Origin of the sequence: Paenibacillus sp. GYB003 (genome assembly GCF_036577625.1) — a bacterium.
In the GTDB taxonomy this organism is placed as follows: Bacteria; Bacillota; Bacilli; order Paenibacillales; family NBRC-103111; genus Paenibacillus_AB.
Genome location: NZ_JARBDC010000083.1, coordinates 1 through 13883 on the forward strand (window position 1 = coordinate 1; position 13883 = coordinate 13883).

The following is a 13883-nucleotide window of genomic DNA, read 5'->3' on the forward strand; positions in this document are numbered from 1 at the left end:
ACCGGCCGCGGCGAGGCCGCGGACGGCCACAACCCGACGCCGCCGGCGGCGCCCCCCGCGGCGGGCGTCAGTCCGACGGAAGCCACCGGCTTTCCGGCGCCGTCCGCCGTCCCCCAGCCGCCTGCCGCCGTCGGCGTGAACGTCCCGCCTTCCCGGGCCGCCAACTTGCCGGCCGGCGTGGCCTCCGCTCCCGGCGGCATCGGGAGTCCGGCGCTCGTGTCGTTCAAGCTGCGGTTCGTCCGCCAGGAGGAGCGCAAGCATATCAAGCTCGTCTACGACCGCTCCGAGGCGACCCAGCGCACGTATGCGCCGCAAGGCTTTTTCGGCCTGTTGGTCGCGGATTTGGAGCGGGACAACCATTTCGTCGAAGTCGATCTCGACGATCCGTTTTTCCGCGTATTCACGATCCAGGCGGAGACGTTGGTCGACTTCGACCGCATCGGGCTCAGCTCGGCCCATCTGTCTCTTACTTACGGCAACCCGGTTGATCCAGCGACCATGAAGCATAAAGATTTCGTGTTCGACAAAACCCGCAACGCCCCTCAGACGTTCGAGGTGTACATGAACGAGCGGCTCGATACGGATTACGAGTATTCCGTCCAATACCATTTCAACCCGCAATCGGATTGGGAAGGCGGCCGGATGAGCTACGAACTGGCCCCGCGCCGGACCGAAGACCGGACGCTGCTGCTCAACCCGTTCGACAGCATCGGCTTTCTGGAAGTCCAAGTGCGGCCCGCGAGCGTCGACTGGGGCGTCGTCGATTCCATCGACGTTCACCTGGCGTATCAGCCGCCCGGAGGCGCAGCCCAGAAAAAGCAGCTCGTGCTGACGCAAAGCTCGGAAGCGCAAACCTGGAAGCTGCGGCTGGATGACCGTTCGATGCGCAGCTACACGTACCGGTTCGTCCATCACCTGAAGGACGGAACGACCCGCGAAACGGAGCCGGTTACGAGCGAAGCCGCGCTGATTCCCGTGGACGATCCGTTCCCCGGCGCGATCAAGATCGAGTTCATCCCGCTGTTCGAGGCCGCGAAGGTCAAAATGGCGTATATCGACGTCGAGTACGACGATCCGGAGCACGGGTATCGTCGCGAGGAACGGCTGAAAATGGCGGGCAACCAATCCGATTCCGTCCAGCTGGTCATCGCCCTGCTCAATCCGGCGCGCAAAACGTTCCGCTACCAGCTGACGTTCATCGGCACGGACAATTCGATGCGCCGCGTACCGTTCGTCGAAACCGCCGAGACGCTGATCCTGGTTCAGGAAGAACCGTAAGCCCGAATCCGAAATCCAGTTCAGTTCCAAGGAGGAACCGCCATGACCAAACGAGCCGTTGTCGTAGGCGTCAACAATTACTCCGTCCAAGGCTTCCGAAACCTCGGCGGATGCGTGCGCGACGCCCAGGCCATGTATCACCTGCTGGTGGATGCGTTTCTGTTCGATCCGAGCCAGATCTGGCTCTACACCGACAGCACCGCCACCTCGTCGAACATCCGCCAGGCGATTCGCTACATGCTGTCGATCTCCGAACCGGGGGACGTAGCCTGCTTCTATTTCGCCGGTCACGGCGGCCTGCATCCGATCGGCGGAGGAGCCAGCTACCAGACGATCATTCCTTATTCCGGGTCCTTCATCACCGACTGGGACTTGGCGGCCGCGGCCGAAAGCCTGCAGCCGTCGCTCGTGAACTTCACGATCATCCTCGACAGCTGCCACTCCGGCGGCATGCACGAGGAGACCGAGCATCCGGCCGCCGTCCGTTCCATCCGCTATGCGAACGAATTCATCCAGAACCTGATCGCCACGCTGCAAAAGGTCATTCCTTTCGGCGTGACCGTGCCGAACGTGCAAGCCTATACCAACAACGTCAGCCAGGTGAGCCAAGCCGGCAACGGCCTGCTGTGCATGAACGAGGATCCGAATCAGCTGTTCATCCCGCTGGCCAAATCGACCTTGTTCGCCGCTTGCCGGTGGAACGAATACGCCGGCGAGACGTCCAGCCACGGCTACTTCACTCAGGCTTTCCTGGACCTGGTCAACCAGAGCAATTTCCTGATCGATCACCGCACCTTCCACCAGCGGCTCGTTACCCGCGTTCATGAGCTGGCCGGCCCGTCGCAAACGCCGCAAATCCGCGGACAGCAAAACCGGATGGAGGAAGAGTTTTTGATGGGATGGAAAGATTGCCGCTAGAAAGGACGCCGGATCGGGCGCGGGAGCATGCGCCGAAGCATGCGCGGGAGCATGCGCAGGAACAGGCGCCGGAACGAGAAACGCCGCCGGCTCTAAATCGGGCGCTTGCGCATTATCGCCGCGAGTCCCCGCTCCCCGCCGCCCGTGCCGCCGCCGCACTGGCACGGCTGCTGGCGGGCGTCTCCGCCTCTTCATCGCCCGAAGCCGCTTGGCGGTTCAGTGCGCTGACCGCCGACGGTTTCCCGGTCGAGCTCGGGTTCGCTTCAACCGGCGAAGCGATCCGCTATACGGTCGAGAGCGCGGGGCCCGAATGCGGGCCGGCCGACCGGCTGGACCGGGCGCTGGCGGCGGTCGCCGGTCTGACGGGCGAAGCTTTCGCCGGGTGCCCGCCGGCTCATCTGAAGCCGCACCTCGAACGGCTGCGCCATATTCAGTCCGCAGGGCGGCTCGCATACGGCGCCTGGATCGGCGGAAGACACGGCCCCGACGGCGACGCCTTCAAGCTGTACGCCGAAGTGCCGGCGGGCGGCTCCCCGACTGCGGACGCCTGGGTTCGGGACTTGCTGGGCCGCGCGCCGCTGCTGACGGCTCGCTCTCCGGTCCTGCGCATGATCGGCCTCGATCTCGCAACGGGCCGGCTGGAGTTTTATTTTCGCGCCGACGGCCTGCAGCCGTGGGAGATTCACCGGCTGACGGGACGCGTCGGCTTGGCCGATCAAGCCGCGGACCTGCTCGATCTCGTCGAGGCGCTGGCCGGCCGTTCCGCCGCGCAGCGGCTTCCTTTCACGCGAGCCGGCTTCAGCGTGTCGGTCATGCCCGGGTCCAGTGCGTTCCCGGCCGTTTTCTCCCTGTTCGGCCTGGCCCGCACGGCGATCGGTCCCGACGGCCTCGTCCGCCGCCGGCTGCTGGATGCCGCCGAACGGCGCGGCTGGCCGTTCCGGCATTATGCCGCCGTCTCCGCGCCGCTAGCCGGCCGGACGGACTCGCGCCCGCCGACGCGGCACGGCATGCTGTCGTTCGTCGCCGCGCCGGGCGTCCCGCCGCAGCTGCATATCGGCTTGAGACCGCCGCCGTAAACGCCGGAGAGGCCCATTCGATCCCCGCTTTGGAATCGAACGGGCCTTTTTCTTTCGGATCCTTTCAGAATATCTCGTGAATACGTATGGACAGGATTGTTGATTGTACCGATGACGCGGCAGGTGAAGGGTACGGGGTTGCACAAGAGACCGCGTCCCCTTACAGCAACCGGAATAGAACGAACGGGAAAACCTCCAGTTCATTCGACCTTCTGCTGGCGTTTCGAATGACCGGGGATAGCTCCAGTACCGCGGCAATCGGAATGAGCCGGATCGGTGGTTAACGAACCTTGCGATACTTATTGGCGGAAAAACGATCGTTTTTCAAGGCTAACGAACCCGTGCAACGTTATCGAGCCGAAAAATGAAGAAAACGATCCGATTTGCGAGAAATAACGTTACTGGAGTTCATTGCAAATCCAATACGCCGCATTCGGCTCCGATAACGATAGTACGATTCGTTAACCGTATGTCCGAAAGCCGGAAGAAAGCTCGCGGAAGCTTAGGGAGAAACTGGGGACTAATGCGAAACGTTGACGCGCCTATGAAGTCGCGATGCGGCCCAAAGATCGAATAATGAGCGATTTCACAGGCCGCTGGAGCCTCCCCCGTTCCGTCCCCAGGATCAAGCGTATCGGTTTGCACGCCAAAGAACCGTCCGGACGATTCCGGACGATTCTCTTGCATAGCATTTGTCACAGCCGCTCCGGCCGTTTCAGCGGAATGTGTATATTGTAAGCCGTTTCCCTCTTGTCGTCCTCGGCGACCGCGCAAAACAGGACGGCCGGCTCCCCGTCCTCAAGCAGCAGCTGCGGTCTTTCCAGCGCGTCGACTTTTTGCACCGTTCCGTCCGCCCATGCGATCTCGCGCTTAAAGGCGAACGGTTTGGCGGCCGGCCTCCAGTCGATGCCGTCCGGCGAGCGGAACAAGGCGACGGAGCTTTTGTCGTTCCCGGCGAAATAGCCTTGAAAATCTTTCACGAGCGCCCAAAACATGCCGTCCTGGAACCAAATATACGGGTCCTCGACCGACCAATCGTGCTCCGGGTTCACCATGATCGGTCCGGCCGTCTTGCGGAACGGTCCGAGCGGATGATCCGCAACGGCGACTCCGAGCACGACGGGTCCGCCCCGGGGCAGCGGGCCGTCGCCAACCCCTTTGTATACCATCAGGATGCGTCCGTCCGGCATTCGCGTTACGGTCGGGTTGGATACCATCAAATGATCCCATTCCCCCGGACTGACGGTGACGACAGGCTCCTCGAGCCTGCGCCAAGGGCCCGCCGGATGATCGGCGACAGCCGCTCCGATCCGCTGGTTGTTGCGATGATTCCAAAACTCGCCGTTCCCTTTATTGCCCATGTAATACAAGTAGTAGCGGCCGTCGACCTCCAGCATCGTCGGATTGTGCACGACGTCCGCGTCGAAGCGGTCGCCTCCGCTCCCCCGCAAAACAACGCCCGTGACTTCGTACGGTCCGAGCGGATGATCGGCCGCCGCGTGGCACACTTCGGAATGGGTCACCCAAGCCCGGTGCCCGAGCCGCTGCGGCCAGCGGGAGAACAGCATATGATACCGGCCGTCGGCAGCCCTTGCGACGGTCGAGCACCAAACCTGGTAACCGACCATCCGAAACACCGCGGATTTCGGGACGGGCTTCATCAACGCTTGGAAATCGTAATCATGTTTCGCCATCACTTAACCGCTCCCCCTCCGTTTCGACGAGCCTTCCATCCGACCCGGTGTCGATAAAACCTCCCGCGCTACAGCTCAACCATAGCCTTGATGACTTTCGACTCCGGCATCAGCCAGCGATCGAATTCATGAACGAGATTATCGAGAGTAGCCCGGTGCGTGACGTACCTTTCCACGTCGATCGTCCCCCGCCCGACTGTCTCCATTACGTGCTCGAAGTCCTGGCGCGTAGCGTTTCGGCTGCTTAACAGCGTCAGCTCCCGCTTATGGAACTCGGGATCGTGGAAGACGATGTCCGACTTAACCAGCCCGACAAATACGAGCGTCCCCCCGTGAGCCGCGAGCTCGAATGCGCCGTTCATCGATTGGACGTTGCCTGTCGCGTCGAATACGACAGTCGGAAAGTCGCCGGACGTCATCGCCGCTACTTGCTTTTTGGGATCCTCCCCCGCATGGATCGTGTGATCGGTTTGCACCCACGTTCGGCTGAAGGCGAGCCTTTCTTCGTTGATGTCCATCGATATGACTTTGGCGCCGGCCTCTTTGGCCCCAAACCAATCGGTCCGCCGCCGATGACCAGCACCGTTTCCCCGGCCTTCACCCCGGCTCGCCGCACCGCATGAGCCCCGATGGCGAGCGGCTCCAGCACGGAGGCTTGATCCGGCGCGAAAGGAGGCTCATTAGCGGCCGCCATGTCCGTTAGACACTTGGAACTGGAGACCCGTCCCACCACCGTCCCATGCCCGCCTCCCGCTCCGACTCCCGACGACGCCGGCATAGATCATACGAGCCGGTATCGCCGTGTCCCGCCGCCGGCAGCGGGAAACCGCTCCGGCTTCGGCGCTTAAGCGAAGGTCGGGACAGGGCGGTCTTTTTCTGCGCAAACCGAAGGCGCCGAAAAGGCAGCGGAGCGGGGAACGAGATGGAAATGTTCCCGTTATTTTCGTTCGTATCCCGTTTCCGGGCAAAACAACGGGAAAACATCCCGCTAAAATCGTCCATACCGTGCATTTCGCCGATTCGGCACCGTTTTAGCGGGAGCTTCTCCCGGTATTTCGACACGACGCCTATACGAGGGCGAGTGAACAGGAGATTTTCCCGTTCGTTCGATTCCGACGGTTCGGCGGGATTAGGATACGCCTGCCGTGAGCCGAAAGGCGCTGCTCGCTGCATCCTTTAGCGCACTCTCCGTTTACAAAACTGTAAGAAGACCCACTCTCCCGTCCCCTCGTCCGCAGCATCGATAAAGTCAACATTTTCAGTCATCCGAACACCACGAGATCATCAAAAAGGAAACAGGAAAGTAATACCGAAAAGTAATACCAAAAAGGCGCTCCCGTGCCGTGAGCGCCCAATGCCATGATGAACTATGATGAGGAATCCGGACGTTAGGTGCAAATGGTAGTGCGCCGCTTCATACGTCCTTTAATTCGGGCATGCCCAGCGCTGCCGAAACGTTGCACAGCATCCCCCGGGCCAGGAACAGCATCGTCCGTTCCTCGGCGTTCGGCATGCCGGCTGCGCGGAAGGCGTCCAGAACGATTCGGCGAACTTCTCCGTAGCCGCTGCGCATCGCTTCCTGAATCGCGTCCTCCCGGATCGTTTGAGCCTGCATCTGCAGCAGCACTTCATGCTGATACGCGTCCAATATATCCTCGTAAGCTTGGATCAGGCCGGTTTCCAGCTGTTCCGGCGACGCGGTCTCGACTACTTTGCGGAAGGAACCGATCACGCGCGCCCAGGATACCTCCAACGCCGTCAACAGCAGCGCTTCCTTTGTCGGGAAAAACCGAAAAATATACGGCTGCGAAATTTGAGCCCGTTCCGCGACCTTTGCCGTCGTGGCTCGGAAATACCCGATTTCCGCAAATACTTCGATCGCCGCCGAGATGATGTCCGATTTGCGATTGACCGATATCGAATCGATTTTAGCCATCGTGCCGCCGCCTCCATGCCGGTTAGTGATTCATCAATCAGTATAACCAGTATATACGATCGACAGCCCGGAGGCAACGCGGCGGCATTATCGGTAACGGCGGCAGGACCTCCGGAATATCCGGAGATCCTGTCATTCGCTTCATGAGGAATGCTTGGCCAGCAGGTGGGCGAAACGATCCATGAGCTCGATCGCCCCTTCGGTCATACCCGAGCGAAGCACGCCGTCGCGTATGTCCACCGACGGGTAGAGCGAGGTTTCCGTCAGTTTCGTTTTCCCTCCAGCTACTTCTTCGAACGTGACCGTCACCAGTCCGACGGCCGGAACGCCTTCGAATTCGTACGTATAAATAAGCCTCTCCGGCGACGTCACTTCGTGAAAGACTCCGTTATGCGCGTACTCGTTGCCAGCGGGATCCCGCTGTACGTATCTCCAAATGCCGCCCCTTCTCGCATCGAGACTGTCGACGACGGTCGTCATGCTGCTCGGCCCCCACCAATCGTTGATTTGGGCCGCATCCGTCCATAATCGGAATACGAGCTCGCGGGGAGCGTCGAATATTCGGCTGATGACGACCTCCTGTTTGTTCGGTTCCGCAATGATCGACGTTTTGGACATGTTCCCGTCTCCTCTTTTCGATAATAGGTTAATTCGGTTCGTTTTGCTGTTCCTTCATCTTGCTCAAAAGAGCATCAAACCGGTCGAATTGCTCTTCCTTGGCCTCCAAAAACGTTTGCACCCACCTGTCCAACTCGGCGAAGCGGTCTTTCCGCAGCTTGAAAATTCGCCGGTTCGCGACGGCCTGCACGACGACGAGACCGGCGTCGGTCAGCACTTTAAGATGCTTGGAAGACTGCGGCAGCCGAAGTCCGAGCCTCTCGGCGATTTCGCCGAGCGTAAGCGCTCCTCGGTCCCGCAGCAACTCCACGATGTTCATCCGGTTCGGTTCGGCAAGCGCGCTCAGCATGGCCGCATGCATGGAATCCCTCCTTTTGCTGCCGATAACGATCGGCTCGAGTGCCTGAATCCACTATACCACAGTATCAAGTTTCCTGTAAAGGAAATTTCTTTTTTAGGAAACTTTCGGCCTGGATTTACCGCGTTGCTAGGCATGAACGGAGAATACCGGGAATACAGTGTATAAGCAAATTCCAAATAAGCGAGGTCGTTCCCGTGCATATTCATGTGGTGCAAAGTGGAGAAACTTTGTGGCAGCTGTCTCAGCGATACGGAATCGGCACCGATGACATCGTCAATGCCAACGGACTTGAACATCCAAACCAACTCGTCGTCGGCCAAGCGATCGTCATTCCTACGCCATATGTCAGGTATACGGTTCAGCCGGGCGACACCCTCTGGAGCATTGCCGGTCAGTACGGAACTACGGTACCGGCGATCATGCAAGCGAGCCGAATCGCAAATCCTTCCATGATATATCCGGGGCAAACTGTTACGATCCCCGTTATTTTTTATGCCGTGAAGCCCGGCGATACGCTTTGGAACATCGCCCGATCCTTCGGAACTACGGCGCTGGCCATTGTGCAAGCGAATCGGATTGCGGATCCCGCCGGCATTTATCCGGGCCAAACTTTAACGATACCGGAACAACCGAAACCAACGATTGACGTCAACGCGTTTACGACCCAATTCGGACCGGCGGGCGCGCAAGGCGTTCGCGAAGCGGCTTCCGATTTGACCTACGCAAGTCCTTTTGGATATCGCATCCGAGCGGATGGGAATCTGGAAAGCATCGATGACCGCGCGATTATTCAAGCCGCCCTATCGAACCGTGTCGTTCCGATGATGGCCATCACGAACTTCTCGGCAACGGAGGCCGGTACGGAGCTGGCGCATACGATTTTGTCCGACCCCGAGTTAATCGAAACGCTGTTGACGAATATCGTCCAAACGATGAAGGAGAAAGGGTATCGCGGGCTTAACGTGGATTTCGAAAATGTCGCGCCCGACGATCGCGAGCCGTACAATCAATTTTTGAGACGCACGGTCGACCGGATGCATGCCGAAGGCTACTTCGTCTCCTCCGATCTGGCCCCGAAAACGAGCGGCGAGCAGCCGGGCTTGCTTTATGAAGCGCACGATTACCCGGCGCACGGAAGCATTGTCGATTTTGTCGTCCTGATGACGTATGAATGGGGCTACAGGAAAGGCCCGCCGCAAGCCATCTCTCCCATCGATCAAATGGCCGCGGTATTGGACTATGCCGTTACCGTCATTCCGAGACATAAAATATGGATGGGATTTCAAGTATACGCGCGAGACTGGATCGTTCCGCATGTTCAAGGACAGGAAGCCGAAACGTTCGACATGCAGGAAGCGATCCGGCGGGCGATCGAGCATCGGGCGGACATTCAATACAGCACGCATAGCCAGTCGCCGTTTTTCAAATATGTGGACGGCCAAGGACGCTCGCACGAGGTTTGGTTCGAAGATGCGCGCAGCGCCCAGGCCAAGTTCGATTTGGTGAAAACCTACAATTTGCGAGGGATCAGCTATTGGGTTTTAGGTTATCCGTTCCCGCAAAATTGGGTGCTTTTGGAGAACAATTTCAACATTCGAAAATACGAGGTGTAGCCTGGCGATGCGGCTGAAACACCTCTTCGACATGCTCGACCGCATTGACCCGAGTCGTAAAACGCCCGGACGGCTCCGGCACATTGACACTTCGATCTCACGAGCACGGAGGCTCCACCGAGAAAACCAGCTCGATTCTCGCTCATCTACCTTCCTCCATGACAGCTTCGTCCCAAACCCCGAAAGAAAAAAGCAAGCAATTTCAGCTGTTCGCCCATTTCCTCCACAAGCCGTTTGCTCCCGAAACCGCTCGGAGCTAACGGTTGAACTTGGGGTGCTTCCGGCTCCGTGTTTCCGCGAACGTAATGGTACGGCAATACCCAAACGTTGTCTCGATAATGGATTTCCGGGGACGATTCATCGCCATGGACGGCGGTTCCGCAGGGGCATCACGGCGATGAACGCAAAAACGCCGTACGGCGGGAAAAGCTCCTTTGCCGTGCGGCGATTACTGCCCGAAATATCGGGACTACGGTCTTCTTATTTTCTCCTGCTTTTTGTTTTCCGGAATCGGCGCAGGCTCGGCGCGTTCGTCGAGTCGGAATACCCGAGCGCCGCGCAGTCGGTTCCGATCCGCTCCGGGCAATCCGTATGTACCGAAGCCCGCGCTTCCGGCATAGCCGAGCAGAACGCCGTAATAATTGCCGTGATACGTGTTGACATGATCTAAACTTATAGGCCATGTAAAATTGCAGCATTTCCTCTTCGCCCGGACCGGCGTTCGGAGTCGAATCCTCGTCGTGATTGCCGAACGTTACGGCCCATTTGATTCCCCGCTGCTCCATGGGCCGGGCGACGTTGTTCATCGCCTGCTTCATCTCCGCCGCCGTATCGCAGCCCGACGTAATGTTATCGCCGTTAAGTACGACCAAATCCGGCTTTTCGGCGTCCAGCACCTTCTCCATCAGCTCCACGTTCCGCAGGTCGATATGCTCGTCATCCTGGGTATCGTTGAACTGGACGATTTTAAAGGTCCCGTCGGAGTTGAACTGCAGCTTCAAATTGTCGTTGATCGCCGCTTTCGCCTCTCCTTCGCCGAACAATCCGACGGGCACGCCCGCCGACCCGAGCGTAAGCGCAAGCGCGCCCGCTCCGCCGGCTTTCATAAAATCCCTCCTGCTCATGCTTTTGCTTGTTTCGCTTCGGCTCATCGATCGAATACCTCCTGTCGCGTATTGGACTGTCACCTCCCCCTCAATGTATCGAAGAAATGTAAGACGGATATAACCCCGGTTTAAACGTTTTATTAAAGACGGGTGCAAAAAAAAAAGAAAAAAGCGCCGAAAACCGAAGTTTCGGCGCGTCGGGTCAATCCTTCCAACCGTTACCGTCCAACCCCGTTCTCGAACGGCGCCGACCGTTTCAGCACGAACTCGGCGGTTACCGGGAGATGGTCGGATGCCGGAGTGGCGATGACTTCAGCCTTTCCGAGCTCGAGATCGTCGGAATGGAAAATATAGTCCGCCCGAATACGCGGCGCGTTCGACGGGAACGTGTAATCGGCGGCGCTTCCGGCGAACGCGTCCCGGAAAGCGTTCGACAGGATCAATATCTCTTTCGTGTTCGGAGCCGCGTTCAAATCCCCCATGATGATCGAGCCGTTCTGCTCGCCGACGATTTCGACGATTTCGGCGGTTTGCTCGGCTCTCTCTTCCGGGCTTAGTCCGAGATGGGTATTGAAAATGTGTATAAAATTGCCTTTGACGTTGATCGTCGCTTTCAGAAGCCCCCGCTGCTCCCGCGGGCTGCTCGTAATCAGCTGATTGTCGCTTGCGATAATCGGATATTTGCTTAAAATCGCCGTCCCGTACTGGCGGCGTTCGCCCCCCTCCTCGAGAGGATCGCGGTCCAGATTGGCGCCGAACGCGTAATGCATGCCCAAATAGTCGGCGAGCCATTTCGTCTCGTCCAGAAATTGGCTTCTGGCGGACCAGTGCTTGTCGATTTCCTGAAGTCCGATCACTTCGGCGCCCGAAGCGGCGAGCACGTCGCCGATCCGCTTCAAATCCCATACGCCGTCGACACCCATGCCGTAATGAATGTTATAGGACAAAACTTTCACGGTAATGTTTTCTCCTCTCGGAAATTCCGGCGGCGCCCCTTCCGCGGATACCCGGCTTCCCATCCCGATTACGGCGATCGCCAATACAAGCGCCAACCATCGCGATAAAACGGCGGTTCCCCGATTGTTCCCCATGGCCCTCACAATCGCTCACTCCCCTAACTAAACTGGCAATTGACGTCAATGCGGATTCTATCGTGTCGCGACGCTTTTATTATAGATTGATAGCTTTCGGAAAAGGATACCCGATTCTCCGAACCTTGTACCCGATTGTCGGCTGTTGTCCGGGGATCGACATCATTCCTTAACGAAAAAAGCCGCGGCACCGGCTGACCGGTAAACGCGGCTTTCGGTTTTGGATGTATCGGGGTGCGGCTTTACGGCGTAGATGCCGCAAATGGAGAAGCATATCCGGAGATCCGCCGTAAAATGCGATGCGCGTCTTCGTCCTTCATCGAGCCGAACCGGTTCGCCGCATCCACAATTTTCGGGAACAACTGAATGTCTCCCGCGCTTGCCAAAGCGGCTACCCCGGGGAACGACAGCGCAAAGTGAACGCAAGCGTCGATAATGTCCTGCTGATGGAACGGTTCGTACCAGGTGGAATAGTTTCGCCGCTGTCCTTCGCTCCACGGACCTTTCGCAATCGCTTTGATGACTCTGACGGCCGCGTTCTGCTTCCCCGCTTCCTCCGTCAGCTTGTCGAAATCTTCCTTGTACTGCGGGATGGAATACAAAAAATAGTTGAGCGGGAGCAGCACCGTGTCGAACGGATACCGGCGAAGCGCTTCCAAATGAGTCGCCGGCGCTCCGTGTCCGTGTCCGGTAATTCCGATCGCCTTGACGATTCCCTCGTCCTTGGCATCGATCAGCGCCTCCAGCGCGCCGCCTTTTTTCATGCATAAGTCCAGGTTTTCGATGTCCCCCACAGCATGCAGCTGGATCAGATCCAACGAATCGACCTGCAACCGCTCCAAAGAGCGGCGAATTTCCGCTTTTGCTTTTTCTTTCGTGCGTTCCCCCGTTTTGGTCGCCAAAAAAATGCCGTCCCGAACTTTCGGCATCCACGGACCCATGCGCACTTCGGCATCGCCGTAGCTGGCGGCGGTATCGAAATGATGAACGCCGTTGTCCAGCGCGAATCGAATCGATGCGTCGGCTTCTTCCTGCGACACGGAGCCCAGCTTCGCGGCGCCGAACATCACGACGGACGTCCTGTAATTCAACCTGCCCATTTTGCGTTCCAACATAAAGACCAGCTCCCCGCGTAGGATTATGCAATCCGGTACATGCCTTGGCCCGCATTACGCTCGTTCCCTGCCCCGCCTTTGCTGCAGCTCGGCGGCTTGATCGTACGGATAAGAGACCGGCGTCTCGCTGACCCGATTCAGCCGCTCCACCTGGTCGGCCGTCAAAGACCAGCCGGATGCGCCCATATTGTCCTCCAGCTGCTCGACGCAGCGCGCGCCGATAATGGGCGCGGTGATTTCGTCCCGCGACAGCAGCCAATTGAGCGACACTTGCGCAGGCGTCCTGCCGGTTTCGCTTGCGATCTCTTGAACGGTGTCGATAATCGCCCAGGTCGTTTCCGTATTCCATCTGGACCATAGCTCGGGACTGTCGCCTACGCGCGTATTTTCCGGCGGCTTCTCCATGCCGCGGCGAAACTTCCCGCTCAACCAGCCGCCGCGCAGCGGGCTCCACGGGATGACGCCGATGCCTTCGGACGCGCACAGCGGCAGCAGCTCGTATTCAGTCGCCCGGCAGAGCAGGCTGTATTGCGGCTGCAGACAGACGAACTCTTCCCAGCCGCGCTCCCGGCATATGCCGATGGCCTTCATCAGCTGCCATGCGCGAAAATTGCTGGCGCCTATGTAGCGCACGAGCCCTTCCCGAACAAGATCGTGGAGCGTACTCAGCGTTTCTTCGAGCGGCGTGGCCGGGTCCCATGCGTGTACCTGGTACAGATCGATATAATCGGTGCCGAGACGCCGCAGGCTGGCTGCCACGGCAGCCCGAATATGTTTGCGGCTAAGTCCGATGTCGTTGGGGCCTTCGCCCATGGCTCCGCGCACCTTGGTCGCGACGACGAAATTTTCGCGACGCTTGCCCTTCAACCAGGCTCCGACGATTTCCTCGGAGCGGCCGCGGCCGTACACGTCCGCGGTATCCAGAAAATTGCCGCCTTCTTCGGCATAGCGGTTCATGATGGATGCGCTTTCTTTTTCGTCGGCCGCGCCTCCGAACGTCATCGTGCCCAGGCACAGCTCGCTTACTCGAAGCCCTGTCCTTCCCAAATAACGCGTTTTCATGCCTTCATCCTCTCC

General features: G+C 58.8%; 13 protein-coding genes. 4 read left to right on the forward strand and 9 right to left on the reverse strand.

All coding sequences use genetic code 11. The annotated features are described in order from the left end of the window. The 3 genes from PV407_RS25895 to PV407_RS25905 all read left to right on the forward strand — a co-directional run. On the forward strand, positions 1–1278 hold a 1278-nt coding region (locus tag PV407_RS25895), incomplete at its 5' end, for a hypothetical protein (protein WP_332092893.1). Positions 1279–1320: 42 nt separating this feature from the next. Then, positions 1321–2196, forward strand: a complete 876-nt coding sequence (locus tag PV407_RS25900; protein ID WP_332092894.1) for a caspase family protein — start codon at positions 1321–1323, stop codon at positions 2194–2196. Beyond that, entirely contained in the window at positions 2187–3272 is a 1086-nt protein-coding gene (locus PV407_RS25905) for a hypothetical protein (protein ID WP_332092895.1), read from the forward strand. Before PV407_RS25900 ends, PV407_RS25905 begins: the two co-directional genes overlap by 10 nt. 695 nt (positions 3273–3967) lie before the next feature. Here PV407_RS25905 and PV407_RS25910 read toward each other — a convergent pair. The 5 genes from PV407_RS25910 to PV407_RS25930 all read right to left on the reverse strand — a co-directional run bounded on the left by PV407_RS25910 (position 3968) and on the right by PV407_RS25930 (position 7881). Then, positions 3968–4969, reverse strand: a complete 1002-nt coding sequence (locus PV407_RS25910) for a glycoside hydrolase family protein (RefSeq protein WP_332092896.1) — start codon at positions 4967–4969, stop codon at positions 3968–3970. Between the two features lie 65 nt (positions 4970–5034). Then, positions 5035–5484: a zinc-binding dehydrogenase gene (locus PV407_RS25915; protein WP_332092897.1), complete on the reverse strand. Its 450-nt coding sequence runs from the start codon at positions 5482–5484 to the stop codon at positions 5035–5037. Positions 5485–6380: 896 nt separating this feature from the next. After that, entirely contained in the window at positions 6381–6902 is a 522-nt protein-coding gene (locus PV407_RS25920; protein WP_332092898.1) for a TetR/AcrR family transcriptional regulator, read from the reverse strand. 141 nt (positions 6903–7043) lie between these two features. Beyond that, positions 7044–7520 (reverse strand): SRPBCC family protein, encoded by a 477-nt coding sequence (locus tag PV407_RS25925; RefSeq protein ID WP_332092899.1) that lies wholly within the window; start codon positions 7518–7520, stop codon positions 7044–7046. Positions 7521–7548: 28 nt separating this feature from the next. After that, positions 7549–7881 carry an ArsR/SmtB family transcription factor gene (locus PV407_RS25930; RefSeq protein WP_332092900.1) on the reverse strand — a complete coding sequence of 111 codons (333 nt, stop codon included), beginning with the start codon at positions 7879–7881 and terminating at the stop codon, positions 7549–7551. Positions 7882–8075: 194 nt separating this feature from the next. Between PV407_RS25930 and PV407_RS25935 the strand changes: the two genes are divergently transcribed. Further along, a complete protein-coding gene (locus PV407_RS25935; protein WP_332092901.1) occupies positions 8076–9494 on the forward strand; it encodes a LysM peptidoglycan-binding domain-containing protein in 1419 nt (472 codons plus the stop codon). A 389-nt stretch (positions 9495–9883) separates the two neighbouring features. Here PV407_RS25935 and PV407_RS25940 read toward each other — a convergent pair whose 3' ends face one another. The 4 genes from PV407_RS25940 to PV407_RS25955 form a co-directional block, all read right to left on the reverse strand. Further along, positions 9884–10600, reverse strand: coding sequence for a metallophosphoesterase (locus PV407_RS25940; protein ID WP_332092902.1), 717 nt, complete (start codon positions 10598–10600; stop codon positions 9884–9886). A 218-nt stretch (positions 10601–10818) separates the two neighbouring features. Then, on the reverse strand, positions 10819–11691 hold the full coding sequence (locus PV407_RS25945; RefSeq protein ID WP_332092938.1) for an endonuclease/exonuclease/phosphatase family protein: 873 nt from the start codon (positions 11689–11691) through the stop codon (positions 10819–10821). 242 nt (positions 11692–11933) lie between these two features. Further along, a complete protein-coding gene (locus PV407_RS25950) occupies positions 11934–12806 on the reverse strand; it encodes an aldo/keto reductase (RefSeq protein WP_332092903.1) in 873 nt (290 codons plus the stop codon). Positions 12807–12860: 54 nt separating this feature from the next. Then, positions 12861–13868 carry an aldo/keto reductase gene (locus tag PV407_RS25955; protein ID WP_332092904.1) on the reverse strand — a complete coding sequence of 336 codons (1008 nt, stop codon included), beginning with the start codon at positions 13866–13868 and terminating at the stop codon, positions 12861–12863. Positions 13869–13883: the final 15 nt, after the last annotated feature.

What these genes read in the sequence shown, in the direction of transcription:
- PV407_RS25930 (WP_332092900.1), bottom strand. Translation starts at nt 7,881, where the DNA reads ATGCATGCGGCCATGCTGAGCGCGCTTGCCGAACCGAACCGGATGAAC.
- PV407_RS25925 (WP_332092899.1), bottom strand. Translation starts at nt 7,520, where the DNA reads ATGTCCAAAACGTCGATCATTGCGGAACCGAACAAACAGGAGGTCGTC.
- PV407_RS25945 (WP_332092938.1), bottom strand. Translation starts at nt 11,691, where the DNA reads ATGGGGAACAATCGGGGAACCGCCGTTTTATCGCGATGGTTGGCGCTT.
- PV407_RS25940 (WP_332092902.1), bottom strand. Translation starts at nt 10,600, where the DNA reads ATGAAAGCCGGCGGAGCGGGCGCGCTTGCGCTTACGCTCGGGTCGGCG.
- PV407_RS25900 (WP_332092894.1), top strand. Translation starts at nt 1,321, where the DNA reads ATGACCAAACGAGCCGTTGTCGTAGGCGTCAACAATTACTCCGTCCAA.
- PV407_RS25955 (WP_332092904.1), bottom strand. Translation starts at nt 13,868, where the DNA reads ATGAAAACGCGTTATTTGGGAAGGACAGGGCTTCGAGTAAGCGAGCTG.
- PV407_RS25915 (WP_332092897.1), bottom strand. Translation starts at nt 5,484, where the DNA reads ATGGACATCAACGAAGAAAGGCTCGCCTTCAGCCGAACGTGGGTGCAA.
- PV407_RS25920 (WP_332092898.1), bottom strand. Translation starts at nt 6,902, where the DNA reads ATGGCTAAAATCGATTCGATATCGGTCAATCGCAAATCGGACATCATC.
- PV407_RS25950 (WP_332092903.1), bottom strand. Translation starts at nt 12,806, where the DNA reads ATGTTGGAACGCAAAATGGGCAGGTTGAATTACAGGACGTCCGTCGTG.